This is a genomic window from Rhizobacter sp. (genome assembly GCA_021153565.1).
Taxonomy (GTDB): Bacteria; Pseudomonadota; Gammaproteobacteria; order Burkholderiales; family Burkholderiaceae_C; genus Albitalea.
The window spans coordinates 11,487-31,623 of record JAJKJU010000360.1 but is presented as its reverse complement, the minus strand read 5'-3'; the positions used below and the strand labels follow the sequence as shown (position 1 = coordinate 31,623).

The window sequence follows — 20,137 nt, the reverse complement described above, 5'->3', positions numbered from 1 at the left end:
CTTTAGCCTACCGGCCGCGGCGGTCACGCCGTGCCGTCAGTGCAGACCCGGGTGCCGCGTCCGCCAGGCTAAAGACTCTCTGCATTATCAGCAATTGGAGGCCGACCAGGCGGGCGGACAGGGCGGTTTGCAGGGGGAATATCAGGGGAAGCAGCCTACCGACTTCCGTGCCGCAAGTCTTCTCGGCCAACCCCCACACAGTCGCTCATGAGCGCGCCCGCTTCCTCGCGGACTTCAAGGTCACCCAGGCCGCCCGCTAAGTCAGCGCCTTTCCTGCAGAAGTACTGGCATCGCCGAGGGTTCTGTCGAAATAGGGGGCGTCGGGCCAAGCGAATCCCGGCAGCGCATTTGAAGATCAGACGGCGAGTAAGTTGAACTGGTCAGCAGCGGACAGGGCATCGCCTTTTGGGGCAATCGAGCTGTCTCTTCTTGACCATGTGCATGGTCTCGATTTCTGTAACCAGTCTGCGCGCGCAGTGGAAGTCTTGAAGCCGAGCATGGGTCGCACGATTCGTTTGATCGCCCGATGATCCTGCTCGATGAGATTGTTCAGATACTTGGACTGCCGCAGCTCGATGATCACACCGCTGTTGGCCATCAGGCCGTGCACGGCCTGATGGCCCTTCTCTCGCGCACGTCATGCCGGCTGATGGGGCGCTCGAAGAATCTGCGCGCTGCGGCCACATCATGGAAATCCACCGTCTGGCCGAGTTGGTCAACGACACGGTACAGACACTGCCCCGCCCCACCTTGATGCAGGTCTCGCCCACGCGCCAAGAGGAGCCAACCGGGCGATTGCGGCTGCGAAACACCAGCGCCTGAGCCGGCAGGATCTTCACTTTTGCTTTTCTCTACGGCTCCTAGACTTGCTCCGCCCCCCTCCTTGGGGGGTGTGTCCATTTCACGTTCCGATACACAATCCGACCCCAATAAATAGGGGTCGGGATGAGCGTTGGGATGTCGATAGCCAAGACAGCATGTCTTGTGGGCGTGTTCGCGCTGCTATTGGGGGGGCTGCACTGCCCTTCCTTAGCAGCTGATGCTGCCATTGCCAATGGTGCCGCATCATCCGCGGCACAAACTCCGCAGATACGTCTGGAACAATATTTCCTCCTCGCGATATCCCCCTCCGAAGGAGTAGCAGTGCTCCGTGGTCCAGACCGGCGGCTCGTGACGTTACGGGTGGGGTCCACGCTTGCAACTGCACGGGCACGCCTTGCCCAGGTTCTGGGGGACAGACTCCGATTCGACGCGGTCGATGACAAGGGTGTCCGCCAGACCGCTTGGATGATTCGATCTGCCAACCCAGAGGAATTGCCTGAGGTGCAGCGAGTGAGCAGTAGTCCGCCGTTCGCACCTAGCGTGAATGCCAAGAGCACGACGACGATCGCCCCGCTGTCTGCGATTCCCTCGACCAAGTAACGAACGGCACGAAGCATTCGCATGTCTACGGCTTGGTTGCGCGCAGCTGCGCAATGGACGCGTACGTTTGTTGCGCCCGCGCTCCTGTTCTTTACAGCCGCCATCACGGCGGCGCATGCAGACGCTCCCGCGCCAGTGTCGTTCCCGTCAACGGGCGGATACAGCGCAAAGTTGCAGGGTTCGCGCAGCAACGTGGCCATCGTTGAGCTGTCTGGCGACTACTCTCGCGATCTTGCGAACGGCCAGCTCAACGTCGAACCGCGAACGCAGGTTTCGAAGGAGTTCTACAAACACTTCTCCGATCGCTACGACTTCATCGTTGTGTTCTCAAACTTCGAGTTCACGACGGGCGATGCGAGGGCGTTTTACATCGGCGTCAAGAACGATACCAAGGGCCTCGGCAGGCCCTTGTACGACAACACCTCGTACTTTGGAAGCCAGGGGTCGTTGCAAGGCTACATCGACATGGCGGCGCTCAGCCGCTACCACCTTGACCCGAGCGATCCCCGGTTTGAAGAGGCCATGCTCGTGCTATCGCACGAGATGCTTCACCGGTGGGCGGCCAAGGTTCATTTCCTGGACAGCGCCGGTCAGGCGAACGGCGCGCTCTTGGGTCGTGATGGGGCTCACTGGTCGTTCCTGCTCGACACTGGCGGTTCGGTGGAATATGGCAACCGATGGTCCGACAACGGCGACGGCACCTTCACTACCAAGCCCGATCGCCAGTTCTTCAGCCCGCTGGATCTGTACTTGATGGGGATGTTGAAGAAGGAAGAAGTCCCATGGTTCTTCTACATCGACAGCGCTGGTGTCGACGCCACACGCATCCCCGAGGCGGGTGTCACTATTCAGGGCGCACGACACGATGTCACGATCGACCAGATCATCGCAGCTGAAGGCGCTCGAGACCCGAATGCGGACAACGCACAGAAGCAGTTCCGCCTTGGCTTCGTTCTGTTGACTCGTCCCGGCATCGCGCCTTCCGATGTCCAAATCCAAAACGTTGATGCGGTGCGTCAGGCGTTCGAGACGCGCCTGACGGCGCTGACCGCTGGCAAGGCCCTTGTGCACGCCTTTCTGGAGCCCAAGCCGCTCGAACACCCGAACGATCCGAGCCTGCCCGGTGCGGTCGTAGGTACAGCGGGGTCGACAGCCAACGTGATTGCTGCACTCGGCTGGCTGCGTGGTAAACAGCAAGTGGCAGGTGAGTGGTACGACAACCAGCTAACCCGTTTGCGCGACACCGTCGTCGCGGCATCGGCGCTTGCCGATGTCGGTCCGGGCGACCGGGCGATTGTTGACAAGGCGATGGCCTGGCTGACCACACAGTCCGTCGCCAATACCGACTATGTGGCGCGCCGTATCCAGGCGCTGGCGACAAAGGCCACCGAAGCCGACTGGGCTCAACTGGCCAGCACACAAAATGCAGATGGCGGGTGGGGTGTGGCACCAGGCTATCAATCCACGCCGCTCGACTCGGCGCTCGCTGTCACAGCGTTGGCGCTCGATCCGAATCCAACCCGACAAGCCCTGGCCCGCGACCGCGCCAAGGCTTTTCTGCTGTCGAAGCAGAACGTAGATGGAGGCTGGTCGCACGCAGTCAATGGGGTCAGCCGCACGGCCACAACCGCGCAGGTCATCCGCGCATTGGCCACGCTCGATGCTGTACCGCAGGTGGCTACTGCGGCGCGCTTTCTTGCCGGACGACAGAACAGCGATGGCGGGTTCGGAGACAGTCCGAGTACCACGCATGACACCTCCAACGTGATGCTGGCGCTCGCAGCCACCGGTCAACTCGGTGCGGTGCGCGCGCTCGATGGTTTCAACTTCCTCAACGCCACCCAGCAGCCCGACGGCAGTTGGGACGGCAGCGTCTACGCGACCGGGCTTGCAATACGCACGCTCGGTGCGGCTCAGACCTACAACTGGGCCGCTTCTTCGCTGACGGCCACGCCAGGCGCGGTGCGTGACGGGCAGCGCGTGGCACTGTCGCTTGCCGTGAACAACACTGGCACAGTCGCAGCCCCAGCTAGCACGGTCAAGGTCTTCGATGGCGATCCCGTAGCAGGCGTGGTGCTTGCAGAGATGCCCGTGCCGCCGCTCCCGCCGGGCGGTACGGCGGTCGTGCATGGCAGCTGGTCGACGCTGAACCAACCTGGCAATCACCTGTTGAGCGCGGTGGTCGATCCAGCGTCGCTCGGCAGCGAAATGACACGCAACGACAACACAGCGGTCGTTCGGGTCGCGGTCGCTTCGGCCCCGGTGCAGCCCGATCTGACCGTTACCGCAACCGATGTGCAAGTGATGCCGGCCGTGATCAATCGGCTGCCAACAAACGTCTCCGTGGTCGCGCAACTCGCCAACATCGGCCAGACCGATGCGATCGGGGTCAAGGTACGCCTGCTGATGGGGCCGACCGCCGACACGATGGTCGTCGTCGATGAAAAGCTCGTGAACCTGCTGGGTCGCAGCACGATTGCAGTCACGACTTCGTTCCAGGTCACGCGCCCGGGTCGCCAGTTGCTTGCAGTTGTGGTTGATGCTGATGCAACCGTGGCAGATATCGATCGCAGCAACAACCGCGCGGATGTGCAAATCGACACCGTCAGCTCGTTCGACCCGGCGGTATTCGCCAATGAATTGGTGGTGCCAACCGGGCAGGTGATGCTCGGCGCCGACGTGACGCTGAAGGCGACCCTGCACAACCAGGGCACCGCCGACACCCCGCCATTCCAGGCCGTGCTGACAGTCAGCGATGGCACCACCGTGCGCGAGATCGGCCGCATTGCCGTACAGATCCCTGCCGGTGGACAACAGAGTTTCGCGCTGCCGTGGCGCGTCGACCTCACCGGGCAGCTTGAATTCAAGGTGGTACTTGACCCCGCCGCTGCGGTGTCGGACCTGGATCGCTCCAACAACGAAGCGCGCGCCGCGTTCACTGCAGCTCTGCCGCCCGCCGGGCCCAATCTCACGGTCAGCTTCCGCGATTTCCTGATTGATCCGGATCCAGCGAACGAAGGGCATTCGCTCGCACTAAAGGCAACGATTCGCAACATCGGGAATCAGCCTGCAACCAATGTCGAGTTCGGTTTCTACGAAGGCGATCCCGCCGCTGGCGGCGTCTTGCTCGCGCCCATTCAGGCGGTGCCCACAATTGCGGCCGGCGCGACGATCGAGGTAAGTGCGCAACTCACCAACGTGGTTGGCAGCGCCGAGCGGCTCTACTTCGTTGCCGTCGACCCCGCTGCCAAGATCACCGAAACCTCGAAGGAGGACAACACGGCTTTCCGCGTGGTCGACGTGAGAGCCTTGCCGGATCTCGCCGTGTCAGCCGGCAACATCAACTTGTCGCCCAGCGCGCCCAAGCCGGGTGACACCTTGACCGTTGCTGTCGACGTACAAAACCTCGGTCAGCAAACGGCCGCACCGGTGCTTGTGCGCTTGTTGGATGGCGATACGGTGCTGGGTGAACAAACCATCGCGTCGATAGCCGCCCAATCCAAGCACACGGCGACCTTCAGTCTGACGTTGCCACCCAAGGTGGCTGCACGTACGTTGACGGTGGTCGTCGACCCGGCGAACGCCGTGCAGGAAACGAACAAGGCGAACAACACCGCAACGCGCAGCCTGACTGTCCAGAACGGAACGGCCTTCGTGTCAGAGCCGTACTTCTCGCCCAACGGCGACGGAATCAAAGACACGGTCTCGTTCGGTTTCCGCCTCGACACTGCCGCAGTGACGCGCGTGCTGGTCGTTGACGAAAACGATCTGGTCGTGCGCACCTTCACGGGCCTTGGCAGCGGTCCGCAAACGGAAGGTTCGGTCCTTTGGGATGGCCGTGACGACTACCAACGCATTGCCAACGACGGCACCTACCGATTCCGCGCCGTTGGGGCCGATGGCCAGCAACTGGCTCAGGCCAGTGCAGTACTCGACACGAATCGCACACCCATCCTGCGAGCCTCGGGCACGCCGTCCGAGTACTACCGCAATCTGACCTGTCGTGTTCCGTCGTTCCAGGATTGGGCGACGACGCTCGACGAGCAATCGCTGTTCGTCACGAGCATGGCTGCCAATCAATCTGGCATCTACCGCGTGGCGCTCCAAGGTGGCGAAGTCAGCACCGTGGTGCCGGCCACGTTCGTGGCGGCCGGCGGCAACTCGCTGCAGTACCTGTCGGCATCAATGCGCGGTGAGCGCGTGGTTTTCGGTCGGTGGAACTATCACAAGAGCTCGAGCGGCGAGTACATCCAGCCGCACGAGATCTGGACTGTCGGCGGTGATGGTGCCGGCCTGCGCCTGCTCGCTACCAGCGATGCGATGGTAGCGAGCGATGCCTACTCAAGCGCAAACAACATCTTGATGACCCATGACGGATCGGCCGTCATTGCGCAGCTCAATTTGGCTGATGGCAGCAGCTCAATCCGCCGCTACCCCGTGGACCCGGCCGCCGGCCCGATGCGCGTGCTCTACGACAGCCGCGAACATGGGAATGTCGGTGGCCTGAACCTGGACGTTGCGCCGAATCGGCGCCGTGCCCTGATGCGCGTCTGGAATTCAAGTACGGGAAAAAATGAGTTGGCTGTGCTCGATTTCGAGACCGGCTTGCTCATGCCTGCGCCGGCTGACCTGTACCCTGGCTCTGCCTTTCCAAGCGTCAAGTGGTCGCCCGATTCGAATCATTTTGTTCTCTTCGATTCAGTTGAGAGAACGGGTGTGGAGGCCGGCAACATCACCGACTTCGAATTCGATGTGTTCGATGCCGATTTCAACCTGACCAAGCGCTTCCGCACGGAAAAGGGCGCTGGCGACGGCAATAGTGGTTGGTACGGCAGCAGTGTCTCAGGCCCGGAATGGTCGAGTGCCGGCGATGAATTCGTGTTCAGCCTTGATCCGCGGCCCAATGCCTGGTACGGCGGCGCCGTTGCCGCAACGGACTGGTCACCAGGCTCGCCCGCACTAGACGGGCCCAAAGACAAGACCTTTTATCGCGCGCACATCGGCAAAGGCACGCTGAGTGCGGTTTCAGTTGATCCGCAGATGTTGGACCGTCAAAGGTCACTGTGGTGGGCGCCGAACGACCGCACGGCGCTGGCACAGTGGAGCGGCCGTCTGCCGAGCGGCAACTACGGCTCTGGCTACAACTCGACGCAGGTCGACAACGGGCAATCAAGCGATCTGTTCCCGAAATGGGGGCTGCCCGAGTTGAACCCGAATGCGCAGACCATGTCGGTGTCGAATTTCGCGGCCAGCGGGCGACGTCTCTTCTTCACGTCCTACCGCGATAGCTCCAACATTCAAAGTTCTTGCTATGCGCCGTCCGGCGGCGCGCAGCTGTTTGCCTACGAATCGCTGCAGAACCTGGTGGCGGATCTCCAACCTCTGCGCGACCCGCGTGTAGGCGGCGTGCTGTTGCGTGGCACGGCTGCCGACATCAACTTCGCAAGTTACCAGCTCGACTATGCGAACACGAAGACCCCAACTGAATGGCATACCGTCGCAGTGCCTGGCACTGAAGAGAAATTCGGCGCCAATCTCGCGACTTGGGTGCCACCGAGCTACGGCACCTTCTTCGTTCGCCTGACCGTCCAAGATCGTGCCGGCAATACCGCCGCAGCTGTAAGACGCGTGACTTGGAGCGATACGCCGTCCATCACCGATCTGGTGAAAGACTTCGACTACATCTCGCCCAATGGCGACGGTGTGCAAGACAAGGTCAAGCTCAGCTATAGAGTGCTTGAGCCCGTGCATCTTGCCTTTGAGGTGAAACGCGAAGACGGCACCCGCGTGCGTCTGATCGAGCGCGACCACGCAAGCATCGGCAGCGACTTCGCCTTCGAATGGGACGGGCGCGACGACGAAGGGCGCGTGGCGCCGGATGGCAAATATTCCTTGCGCGTGCTCGACTATGAATTCCCAGTCGAGGTCGACACGGTATTCCCCGAGTTGCGTCTGTCGACCAGCGACCACGCGTTCAACTACGTGGCCGACTCAGCGAGCTTCGTCACGTTCCAGGGAGCTGCGCTGCGCGAAGCCGTAACGTCCCTCGACTTCGTCATGGCGCCTGACAGAAGCTACACAGCCAGCATTGAAGACGCGCTTTCCAAGACCTGGCGCACCTATTCGTTCGGGCCGGGCGCCAACACCTTGGCATGGGATGGCCTGGACGACCAAAGCCGGGAGTTGCCCGCCGGTACCTACGTCGTCTCGTTCGCGGTGTCCGATGGAACACCGTTAAACCAGTTCATGGCGGAGCTGAGCCGCGACGCAGGCGCTGTTCACGTGGTCTATCGGCCAGTGATGGCAGCAGTCATCGGGAAGGTGCTGACGCCGCCTTTCTCCATGGTGGCGACCGACCGGCTGTTGACCTATGGAACCGTCCAACTCGAACTCGGCCGGGGTGATCCACCTGCGGTGTGGCAGTTCGGCTTCAAGGACTTGCAGGTTCAGCCCTTGCCGGTGGGGGTCCAACTAGACCCGCCATATTTGGCTGAAGACAAATATGGCCTTCCGACTGCACAACTGAGTGGTTCCAACACCTGGCTGACATTCTCCGGCTCGCGCTTGCGTGCCACCGCGCAGGACAAGGCCGGCAACTTGGTGTCTGCGGTGAGCCCCTATCGGACTGTGCGCGAGCTCGTGCTCTTGAAGGGCTCTGCCGACTATTGGGCGCCTGGCGATCCGGTGAAGGTCGAGAAGATCGGCATTCGCGGCATCACGAATTTCAGTGACACCGCGCTCAAGGTTTCTGCCCTCAGTGTGGCTCCGCCACCGCCGGGTTACGAACTGGGGGCACTAGCGCTGTCGTTCGCCGACAACCTGACATCGCCAGCGGTGAAGGTCGAGCTGCGCCACGCCTTCTTGCCGACACCCAAGCCCAAGCCGGGCGAATCTCGCCCGCCTGTCAGCGTGCCGAACCGAGACGACATGCGCCTGCTGCAATGGACGACAGTGCCTCTGCGCGGTCTGTCGCCGACCGAAGTGTCCAAAGGCATCACCGAGCTGGACGATAGTGACAACGTGGTGCAGTTCCGCTGGCAGTTGCCGAACGCGGGCGACGGCGTCTGGCTGTACCAGATCGTCGAGCGTGACCAGTACGGCGAAGAACTCAAGTCGCACGTCTATTGGACCGTTGCCACCACGATTTCCCCCGCGCTGCCGCAGTTCTCCTGGCTGGCATGGCATGAGCCCGCGCAGAGCTGCGGCGCAGATGTTTCAGAGATCGCGCACGTGACGATGCACGTGTCGCGGTACAGCGGCTTCGATAGCCCGATGGTCCGCGGAGAGCGCCTGTACAAAGTATTGGCCGACGGTTCGCGTGAATTGATGTTCGAAGCGGCTCTCAACAATCTGTCCTCGGGCTTCGAATTCCACGAGCTGTTCAGCACGGCGGGCTGGAGCCTGGGTCGCCATGATTTCGAGGTCGAATTCCTCGACATCGAAAACCGCTGGGAGAAAGTTGCCTCACCGTACATTTATGTGAACCACACCGCGCCGCAGGTGAAAATCGGGTCACCGGTGGACGGCCAGAAGATGTGCGCGACGCACATCGCCGTGCCCAATGTCGGCACCATCGGCTACCTGCCGATGTCGGTCGAGGTGAAAGAACCGTACGCGGCTTATCAAGATCTGCAGCTGCAGAAACCGGACGAAAGCTGGGTCCCGCGCGGGCCGGTGGGCGCGCCTGCCACTGCACTTTCGGTCCCCGCTACGACGGCCTCGGACGACTATCGCGTGTGTTTACTGCAGGAGGGCTGTGGCGATACCGGTCCCATCGTCTGGCCAACGCGGCCGGGCAATTTCGTCCACGCCAACAGCGGCCGCCTGTATGGCCTTGGCCTAGGCACCCGAGATCACTTCGAACTCGATCCGCTCGTTGGCAAGGTCACGGCGCGCCTGCGTGTCTTCGGCCCGAGTGGCCACTTGGCCTGCACGCCGGTAACCGTCGACGTCGATGGTCGTGTGGAGGGCGTCTCGTCGATCGACCGCGGGTTGTTCTCGCCAAACGGCGACGGCGTCGCCGATGACGTATCGGTCACGGTCACGGCCCTCGAAGCCTTGACGGTGAAGGTGGAAGTGTTCCGCGCTGTGCGTGACCAATCTGGCAATGTCACGCCGCTGGACGAGCCCGCGGTCGCCACGCTGGCCCGCAACCTGGCCTTGTCAGATGGCGATCGTCCTTTCACTTGGGATGGTCGCAACATCGGCGGGCAGGTGGTCGCCGACGGGCTGTACGCCTTCCGCGTGACGCTGACCGACGGATGCGGCAATGAGAAGATCGATGTCTGGCCGGTCGAGGTCGACAACACGCCGCCGACGATCGTCATCGACAGCCCGAAGCCGAACGCTGCGGTGCCGATCGAATTCTTCATCAAGGGCTCGGCCTCTGATCTGCACCCCTTGCGCTACGAAGTAGCGGCAGTGTCCGACCGCAACCCGGATGCGCCGATGAACCTGCCGAACCTCGGCGGCATGAACAACTTCCACATCAACCTCGCCGCCTGGAATACGGCAGGGCTCACGGGTGGTGCCAAGATCGTGGTCCGTGCCTTTGATACGGTGGGCAACAGCAGCCTACTCGAGTTGCCCATCCAGCTGACCGAACCGGCCGACATCATCGCGGCGTTCAATGCCTCACCCGACCCGTTCTCGCCCAACGGTGACGGTCGCCGCGAGAAGGTTTCGTTGTTGTATTCGTTGTCACGCGCCGCGAACCTGACGCTGGACCTCATGCGCACGTCCACTGGCGCAAAGATCAAGACCCTGGTCAAGAACGTGCCGGCAGTGGCTGGTAACGGCTCAATCGTCTGGGATGGTCGGAACGACAGCAGTGTGGTCGAGCCCGATGAAGACGTCGCCGCTGTGCTTACGGCCGAGATCGTCACCAACGGCGACGTTTCGGCACGCCAAGTGGCTCGCACCGGGTTCACGCTCGACAAGACGCCGCCGGTCATCGCCTTCACTTTGCCCAAGGGCCCCGTCACGGCCGGCCGCGGCGGTGTGGTAGCGCGTGCCACCGATCCGCTGTTCTCGGATGCGAATCTGTCCGTCTCCGTCAACGGCGCGCCCTACCTGTCGTTGGTCGATGCGACAGACGACACCGGCACGCTGACTGCTCCGCTTGACGACATTCCCGAAGGCCCGATCACGCTGCGCGTCAAGGCTGCCGACCGTGCCGAGAACCAGTCGACCAGCACACTCAACGTCATCCTCGACCGCACGCCGCCCAAGCCGGCGATCACGGCGCCGCTACCCAACGCCTACATCAGCGGGCGCAAGCAGCCGTACGCCATCGAAGGCGGCATCGAAGAGCTGCACCTCGCGAGCTACCAGCTGACACTGGCGGGCAATATCTTGCTCCAGGGCACCACGCTGCCGCCCACGGCCAAGCTGCTCACCTGGGATCCGCTCACAGTGGCCGATGGCCCCTACACGCTGACCCTGAAAGCCGACGACCGAGCCGAGCTGACGGGCTCGGCCAGCGTGCCCATCACCATCGACAACACGCCGCCGGTCGCCACCATCAAGTCCACCGGCACGCCGATGTACCTGCGCATCGGCACCGTGCTCAAGGGCACGGCGACCGACCTCAACTTCGTGAACTACCGCGTCGAGCTGGCCCCGGGGGGCTCGACCTCGACCCGCTGGACCGAAGTGGCCCGCGGCACCAGCGAAATCAACGACGCCGCACTGACGACACTCTCGGTGCTGCCGCCAGATGGCGTCTATGGCGTGCGCCTGACCGTGCTCGACAAGGCCGGCAACGAGTCGTTTGCGGTGCAAGACGTGACGGTCGACACCCTGGCGCCGCAATCTGTGACGCTGAGTGCCGACCTGCAAAATCGGCACAATGCCAACGTGAAATGGAACGCCGCTGTCGAAGCCGACGTGGCGGGCTATATCCTGTTCCGCAACGGCAGCCGCGTGAACACTGCGCTGCTTACGGCGACCACCTACCTCGATGCCGGCCTGGCACCAGGCACCTACGCCTACACCGTCAAGGCCGTCGACCGTGCTGGCAACGAGAGCGAGCCGTCGAATGAAGGGCGGGTCGTGGTCAGTTCGTCTCAGCCGGTGGCGCAGATCTTTGCGCCAACGCGCGACGCCTGGGCCGCGGGCCTGATGGACGTGCGCGGCACCGCCATGTCGCCGGCCGACTTCAAGGAATATCGCCTCTACATCGGGGCTGGCACGGCGCCTGCGGCGTGGCAGCTGCTGCGCCGCTCGCCACTCGCGATCACCGCTGACACACTGTCGGCCTGGAACACGCTGAGCCTGATCGAAGGTGCGCAGTACACGCTCAAGCTCGAGGCCGAAGATCTCTCGGGCGTGGTGGCGACCGACAGCGTCACCGTGAAGGTCAAGAACACGCCGCCCAAGGCGCCGATCCTGCTGCAGGGCACGCTGTCGGTGAACAACATCGCACTGACCTGGACGGCCAACACCGAGCCAGATCTGCAAGGTTATCTGCTGTACCGGAATCAGCAGCTCGCCAACGCCACGGGCTTGGTGATTGGCAGCATGGTCCCATATCTGATCAAGCCCGCCGCCTACAACGATCTTGCCGTCCCCGATGGCAAGCACCGCTATTTTCTGCAGGCGATGGACCAGGCCGGCAATGTCAGTGATCCGTCCAACGAGGTCGAGTTCACGGTCGATACGCATCCGCCGCATGTGCCGATCACCAAACCCACCGATGGCAACAAGGTCAGCCAGACGACAACCTTGATCGGTGAATCGCGCGATACCGACATCGCACGCGTGCAGTTCCAGTACAAGCCAGTCGCGTCAAGCACCTGGGTCGACATCGGCGTGCCGCTGACGAATAACGCCGGTCCCTGGACCATCGAGTGGAGCACCGCAAGTCTGCCCTATGGCTCGTACAACGTGCGCGCGGTTGCCACCGACGAGGGCGGCAAGGTCGATCCGGCGCCGGGCTTCATCACGCTCGTCCTCACCGACCTGCGCAAGCCCGACCCGGCGACCAACTTGACCACCCGCGTGACGGGTGGCGACGTGGCGCTGAACTGGATGGCCAGTGGCTCGTCCTACGCCGTCGGCTACCACATCGACCGGGTTGAACCCACGGGGACCGTGACCCGCCTCACGACCACGCCGCTGGCCGCGCTCACCTACACCGATGCCGGTCGCCCCGATGCCGGCTATGTCTATCGCGTGACCGCCGTCAGTGCGGGCGGCACCGAGTCCGGCGCCAGCAATGACGCTGCGGCCGTGGTGTTCACGCCGACCTTCGTGCAGCCCTACACGCCGACACCCGATGTCACAACGCTGCTGCTCGGCGAAGCCCGTGCCACGCACCATGTTGTGCTGCGCAAGCAAGGTGGAGCTGACATCACCGAAGCCGCATCCGACGAAACAGGCTCGTACCACTTCGATGTCGTGCCCCTGGCCCTCGGCGACAACCGCTTCGAGGTCATTGCGCATGACGATCTGGGCAACACCAGCAATCCCGCGCCCTGGCACGCGTTCCGCGGCCAAGCACCGGCTGCGCCGACCGGTCTGGACGCGAGTGCGGCCGGTCACGACGTGACGCTGAACTGGGCGTCCAACCTCGAAGGCGATCTCGAAGGCTATGTTCCGGCTCTGGCAGGCGTGCTGCGCAACTCGGTGATCACGCCAAGCAGCATTGCTGCGTCCAGCACGTACCCGTACAGCAGCTACTACTCGGCAGACCGCGCGATTGATACCGAGCTGTCCACAGGGTGGTCGCCGTCGTATTTGGAGCCGATCGCGGGTCAGTGGCTGGAGCTGAATTTGGACACCCGGCGCATCATTGATGGCATGAGCTTGTTGTGGGGGAACGGACAGATCCCCAATCGGTACAGGATCGAAGGCTACGACGGCGAAGTCTGGGTGCCGCTGGCGCAACTGCAAAACACGACAGGCCAGCCGAACATTGACATCAAGTTCGCGCGCGCATACCGCACCAGTCGTCTGCGTGTCCTGATTGCCGAAAACTCGAACACCAATGTGCAACTCAACGACGTGCGGCTGAGTGGGCCCGCAGTCACGAGCACACGCTCGGCAACCTTTGCGAGCCTGCCCGATGGCTATGCCAGCGTGGGTGTGATTGCTGTGTCCCAACTCGGGTTCGCAAGCCCCTTGTCAGAGGCCAAGCCGGCGGTGGGCGATGTGACCCCTCCGGATGCCCCTGTATTGCAAGCCCAGGCAGCTCTGTCCGGCGCTCAACTCAGCTGGGTCGGCCCGTCGAATGTTGATGTTGCTGGCTTCCAGATCCAACGTGACGGGGTTTTGATCGCCACCTTGACGAACGGCGCAACCCATAGCTATTCCGACCCGGCACTGCCCAATGCGCACTATGGGTATGTCGTGAGCGCGGTCGATAGCGTCGGCAACGTGAGTCTGCCGTCAAACAGGGCGGCGGTCGATATTGCAGTGGCCGGCCCGAATGCGCCGATTGCGGCAACGGCCACGGCGCCAGCCGGTGGCGGCGTCGCCATCGTCACCTGGACGGTCGGTACCGGGCCGCAGCCTGGCGCGTTCGTCCTCCAGCGGGCTACCCGGCCCAGCGGGCCGTACATCGTGCTTGCCTCGGGTGTGCCGGCGTCGCCGTACGCCGACCATGACGTGCACAACGGCATTCGCTACTACTACGTCGTTCTGGGCGTGGATGGCCTGGGCAATGTCGGCAGCACCTCGAACGAGGTCAATGCGCAACCCGACGACCGCCTTGCGCCGACTACGCCCTACTTTGTCTTGCCAAGCCGCAGCCCTGGGCCGGTGTTCACGCCTGACGCGCAGACGACGCTGGTCGGATTTGCCGAGCCAGGCAGCCAAGTCGTGATCACGAAGGGCGATGGCAAGATCGGCATGGTCGATACGACCGCCGAAGTGCAACAGCAAACGCTCTACACAAACGGAAACAGCGTCTTCGATGTTGCACGGGATGGCTCGCTCGTGTACTTCAACAGCAACGGCACCGCGGTGCACAAGAGTGACGGCACGCCGGTGGCCTCCGCATCACTCTTGGCGAACTCCAATATTGAAGGCTTCCGGTTTGCGCCAGATGGTCGCTCAGCCGCAGTCGTGAGCTACGACGGTCGCAGCGGTCATTCCGTGCTCTCGCGCTGGGACCGCACCACGGACAAACGAACCGTCTTGTCGCTCCCGGTCTGGGCGCGGGCCGATCTGCTTGCGTTCTCGCCGGACGGCAGCCAATTGCTCACCAATGCCTATGACGCCACCTTGGGGCAACCTGGCCTGGTGATTGTTCAGTGGGCCAGCGGTGCGAGCCGGTTTGTTGCCGGCGATATCCTCGGGGCGGCCTGGTCGCCCGATGGCCAAACCATCGCCATCACATCCGCGGACGGGTTGCGGCTGATTGACCCACTGCTAACGCGTGATGTCACGGTGGCGGGCGTTACCGATCCGCGCAGCCCGTCATGGCTCCCGGATGGCAGCGGCCTTTTGGTCGAGCAGGCTGGCTCGCTTGGTAGACGCGCGATTGCGCGGGTCACACTGCCCGATTTCACCGTCGTTGCTCTCGCTGACGCAACCGGTGTTGATTACACGGGGCCGGTCGTATCCCCTGAAGGCGATGCCTATCTGGCAAACCGCGATGGAAGTCTGGTTCTGCGCGGCTTTACCGGCAGCGAAGAGGTGCTTTCTGGCCAGAGTTATGTCGGCTACGGAGCGCCGATCTGGTCGTCCTCAAAGACGATCGGCTTCCTGCGGAACTATGGCCAATTGGTGCTGCACACGCCGGCCGGTCAGTTCCTCTTGCCTGACACCGCGTTGAACGTCGGCTCCAACATGTTCGGCGCGTATGCCGTCGATGCTGCCGGCAACACCAGCGCGCCAGCGTTGCCGCTCGAAGTGCGTCGCAGCTCGGACACCTTGCCCGATTGGTCTGTGACGAACGACAGCTGGTTCGTCTTCCCGGCCTCGCCGCGGGTGGGTGAGGCGACCGACATTGCCATCACCGTGAAGAACCTCGGGGTCGCCGCGTCAGCCACACCGGTGTCGGTGATTGCGGTTGATGAGCAGGGCCTCGTGACGACCCTGTTCAGCGGTTCGCTGCAAGCGCTCGCCAAAGATGCGCAGCAGACCCTGCGCATGCCGTGGACCGGCGGGCAACCTGGCCGCTACACGCTGATGGCGGTGGTTGACCCTGGCAACCTGACCGATGAAGTCACCAAAGACAACAACCAGGCGGCTCGCCAGGTGTTCGTGACGGCATCCACAGGCCACCCCGAACTGCAGGTCCGTACCGACAAGCTGCGATACGCCGGTGGCGAGACCGTCAAGGCAGACATCACCGCCGTCAATGCGGGCGCCCAGTTCGATGGCAGCGTGATCGTGCACGTCGTCGACACCGGTGGTGCCGAACTGTTGCGCTTTGATGCCAGCCCGGTGCAGAACCTGGTCTTTGGCCAACCGCAGACGCTTGCATACACCTGGCCGTCGGGTACCACCTTCGCTGGCGACTACCGAGTGACCGCAGAACTGCTGGGTGCCGATGGGCAGCTGGTGACGAGTGCGGCAGCAGACTTCGCAATCGATGCAGGGGCCACGCTGGGTTCGGCAGTTGTGACAGACCGCAGTGAATACCTGACTGGCGACAACGTGAACGTGCAAGGCACGGTGCGTTACCTCAGTGGCAATGTGCCTGCGTTGGACACCACCCCGGCTGTGCTGGCGGTGCTTTCCGGGTCCGGCGATACCTTGGCGACCCGCTCAATCGACCTGCAGGGCATGCTGCAAGGCAGCGAAGTGCAGGTCGACCTGTCTTGGCCGGCCGCGCAACCGGGGTCGTACACCGCGCGCCTGACGGTCGGTCCTGCCGGCACTCCGTCAACGGTTGCGCAGAGCGCGTTCGCTGTCGTCGTGCCCACGGCGCCCCAGGTGGTGGGTCATCTGCAGGTGGCTGGTGACGTGTTCACCACCACCGAAGCCATCCCAACCACCTCTTCGTTGACCAACCTCGGCGCCGCCATCAATCCGCTGGTTGTGCGGGTGCGTGCGCTCGACACCACCAATGGCCAGACGCTTGCGTCCTGGAGCGGTGAGCTCGCAGGTGTGCGGGCAAACGCGGTTACCCAAGCCGCAGTCTTGTCTGGCACCTGGCCGCTCGGCAGCTTCGAGCTGCGCCTTGAGGCGCAGGTGGGTGGCAATTGGCTTCTGCTCGACCGTGCCCGGGTCCAGGCGGCTGAACGCACGCCGCCGGGCGTGGCCTTCACCGGCCCAGCCGCCGGTGCCGTGGTGCGCTCAACCGCAACGGTGACCGCGCTGGCCACGGCGCGCCAGGCCCCGGTTGCCAAAGTGGAGTTGCTGCGCGGCGCCGAGACATGGTTCGCCATGCTGCCGCAGAACGCCAGCGCGGGCTTGTACTTCTCCAACGCCTTGCCAACTGCTGATGGCCCAGTGACGCTGCAAGCGCGTGCCTCAGACACTTTGTCCAACACCTCGTCGGTGGTGACCTTGTCGATAGTCATTGACAACACGCCGCCGCTCATCACGGTGACCGGCGTGGCCGATCAGCAGGTGTCGCGCGCCAGCGTGGCCCCGGTGATCGCGGTGGCCGATGCGAACCCGCTGAGCCAAGCCATCGTGCTCGATGGTGTGCCATTCGTTTCAGGCGCGCCGGTGGGCGAGGGCGCCCACGTGCTGACGATCGACGCGGTCGACAAGGCAGACAACCGCTCGACCAAAACGGTTGCCTTCACCGTCGACCTGACGCCGCCGGTGGTCACGTTGGTGGCGCCCGCACCGAGGCTCATCGCCAAGGCAATGCCTCTGGTGCAGGCTACGGCCACCGACGCGTTGACGGGTGTGTCTGCCGTGCAATTGCGCGGTGTCGATGGCTCATGGACATCTGTGCCAGCCAACACAGGCGGCTATGGCGTCACGCCACCGGCTGCGATTGATGGCGACTACACACTGGCTCTGCGTGCGACCGACGTTGCGGGCAACACCAGTGCGCCACTTGAGTTCGCGCTGACGATAGATGCCACACCGCCGCTGATCACCGTCACCGGCGTGGTGCAGGGGGGTACCACCGTTGGGTCGGCGACGCCGGTGATCAGCGTGACCGACAAACACTTGGCGACCACCGACATCCTGCTCGACGGGGTGCCGTTCGTCAGTGGCACGGCGGTCACCGCCAATGGAAGCCACACGCTGAGCGTCAAGGCAAGCGACCGTGCAGGCAACGAGAGCCAGCAGACAGTCGTGTTCCAGGTCGACGCGGCGGTGTCGCTGGGCGGCTCGCTGGGCATCAGCCCGAACACCGTGGCGATCGGCGACACGGTGGTGCTCGATGCGCGTGTCACCAATGCGTCGGCCAGCGCGCTCAGCGGTGTGCAGGTTTCGCTCGTGATCCGGGACCACGCCTCCGGCGCCGTGCTGCAGACCTTCAACGATGTCGCAGCCCTGGCCCAAGGCGGCGCCTACCAGCATGCGTGGAGCTGGGCGGCCAGCGGGACCGCTGGTGCCTTGCTAGACGCAGCATTGACCGCTACCGCGAACGCCACCGTGATGCCCATCGCCCAAGGCACCATCCAACTCAGCGCGCCGAACACGGCGATCGGGCTGCAAACCACGCTGGCAAGCACCAAGAAGCTGCTGGTCTACGTGCGTTGCACGCGCCAGGAAGATGACACTTGGGACAACTGCCTCGCCCCCAACCGAACGTTCAGTAACCCGACGACTGTGTCGGCCTGCACGAGTGACCGCGTCACCTGGCTTGATCAATACCTGACGGCTCGTGGCGTGGCGCACACCGTTGTTTCCGACGAGGCGAACTTCCTGCGCGAGCTGCGTTCGGGCCGCTACAGCACCTATTGGATCGGCGGCGGTGCGCTGAAGCTCGGCAGTCTTGCTGCGGCCGAGGTACAAGCTGCCGTTCGCCGCGGTGACACGCTGCTGACCGAAGGTTGGACGGCGGGCCGCAACCCGGTGCTCGACACGGTTTCGAGTGTCAGCTTCCTGGGCAAGTGGTCGTCACTGCAGACGCAGATCTACACCATCGGCAGCGTGCTGCCCAGTGCCACGCTGGTGGTCAACACGCCTGTGCGATTCAACAGCAGCACTGGAACGAACCACGCAACCATGAACAACGGTCTCGGCATCGTTTCTGGCACCTATGGCCGCGGCCGGACCATGGCCTTCGCGTTCGACCTGTCGGGTACCTTGCGGGCGGCGAACGACGCAACCCTCGCCACATGGAACGGCCTGGGGCTGGCCACCTTGCAGTACCTTGATCCCACAGCGCCGAGCGAAGTGGCTGGCGGCGGCGTGTTCGAGTTGAAGGCAGCCGTCAACAATGCCGGCACGCTGGCGCAACTGCTCGACTACGCGGCAAAGGTGCCGGCCCAGGCGCAGGTGCTGCAGACCGTGCCGCAAGCCACTGCGTCCACCGTCGAGGGCGGCTTGCCCACGCTGCGCTGGCGTGCCACCGCAGCGCCAAGTGGCGCCCTGGCCTTCGATGCGACTCTGCGCGCGCCGGTACAGGAAGGCGACTACGTCGTGTCGAGCATCGTCAACCAGATCAATGCGAGCGGCAGCTCGACGCTCTTGCAGAACCAGCAGTTGGCTCTGCACGTCTTCGGGCCGGTCAGCCTGGCCAATGCCGCGTTCGACAAGGTGCAGGCTTTGGCCTTGACCGGGTCGGAAGCCAGCGCGAAGGCAGTCACGCTCACATGGTTGTCACTCGCAAAGATGTCGATTGCCGACGGTCGCTGGGACGATGCCTTGCGTCAATTGATCGCCGCCCAGTCGGCTTGGCAACCGGTGCAAGGCACCCAAGCAGAAGACGACAAGCTCGCCATTGCGCGCGTGATCGAAGCCGTGGAGCGGCGCCTATGAAGAGTCAAACTACCTGGAGGCGCATGGTGCTGCTGGCAGGCGTGGCGCTATGCACCACGCCATCGCATGCCCTGGACATCGATCTCGGCAATGCCGGTTCCTATTCGGCGTTCATCTTCGAGGACGTCAGCGGCATGGCGACAACGGCTGGCCGCGTTGCTGTGGGCGGCAACCTGTCGGTGACGACGGCCACGATAGGCGCCGGTGCCCCGGCACTTGCGTCCACGCCGACCTTGGTGGTACGTGGCAACGTTTCGTCTTACACCGGCGGGGCACTGTGGTCGAGTACAAGCGCGGGGTACGGGCTGTACCTCGGAACCAAGGCGGCCACGACTGCCGCGACTCTGGATCTGCGCAAGGTCACGAGCCTGCCCGTCGACTTCGATTCCGAGCGGGTGTACCTCAGCGCCATGTCCGAGCAGCTGCGCGACCAGCCCACCACGGGCCAAGTCTCGGTGTCTGGCGGTACGCTCACCCTGACCGGAACGAACAGCGAGGTCGAGGTCTTCTCGCTCTCGGCCGCGCAGGTGGGCGGCACGCAGAAGGTGGTTCTCGCCAACGTACTCCCCGACGCGCACATCGTTGTGAACTTGAGCGCCGACACGCTGCGCCGCATCTCGTTCGGCATTGACACCGTGGCCCTGGCCGGCTGGAAGGGCAGGGTGCTCTTCAACGCCCACGATGCGGAGACGCTGCAGTTCAACGGCCTCACGTTCTGGGGCAGCCTGCTCGCGGCCAACGCCTGCGTTTGCAGCAGCACCGGGCGCCTTGAAGGCTCCGTCGTCGCGCGCAAGTGGACGTCGACGATGAACATCACCTACACGCCGTTCGTACCGAAACCCTGAGCCGACTCTCGGCGCCCGAGCTT

General features: G+C 63.5%; 2 protein-coding genes and 1 pseudogene. 2 read left to right on the top strand and 1 reads right to left on the bottom strand.

Features of this window, described 5'->3' with window-relative positions; all coding sequences use genetic code 11:
- Positions 1-355: 355 nt before the first annotated feature.
- Positions 356-809, bottom strand: a pseudogene (locus AC30NL_RS22210) (IS6 family transposase); the annotation flags it as partial.
- 634 nt (positions 810-1,443) lie between these two features.
- On the opposite strand from AC30NL_RS22210, the gene AC30NL_RS22205 reads away from it, so the two are divergent.
- Together AC30NL_RS22205 and AC30NL_RS22200 are read left to right on the top strand one after the other, a co-directional pair.
- Positions 1,444-19,269: a CARDB domain-containing protein gene (locus AC30NL_RS22205; RefSeq protein WP_489466156.1), complete on the top strand. Its 17,826-nt coding sequence runs from the start codon at positions 1,444-1,446 to the stop codon at positions 19,267-19,269.
- Positions 19,266-20,114 (top strand): collagen-binding domain-containing protein, encoded by an 849-nt coding sequence (locus tag AC30NL_RS22200; RefSeq protein ID WP_489466155.1) that lies wholly within the window; start codon positions 19,266-19,268, stop codon positions 20,112-20,114. Before AC30NL_RS22205 ends, AC30NL_RS22200 begins: the two co-directional genes overlap by 4 nt.
- Positions 20,115-20,137: the final 23 nt, after the last annotated feature.

Coding starts and splice junctions, on each gene's coding strand:
- AC30NL_RS22205 (WP_489466156.1), top strand. CDS start 1,444: ATGTCTACGGCTTGGTTGCGCGCAGCTGCGCAATGGACGCGTACGTTT.
- AC30NL_RS22200 (WP_489466155.1), top strand. CDS start 19,266: ATGAAGAGTCAAACTACCTGGAGGCGCATGGTGCTGCTGGCAGGCGTG.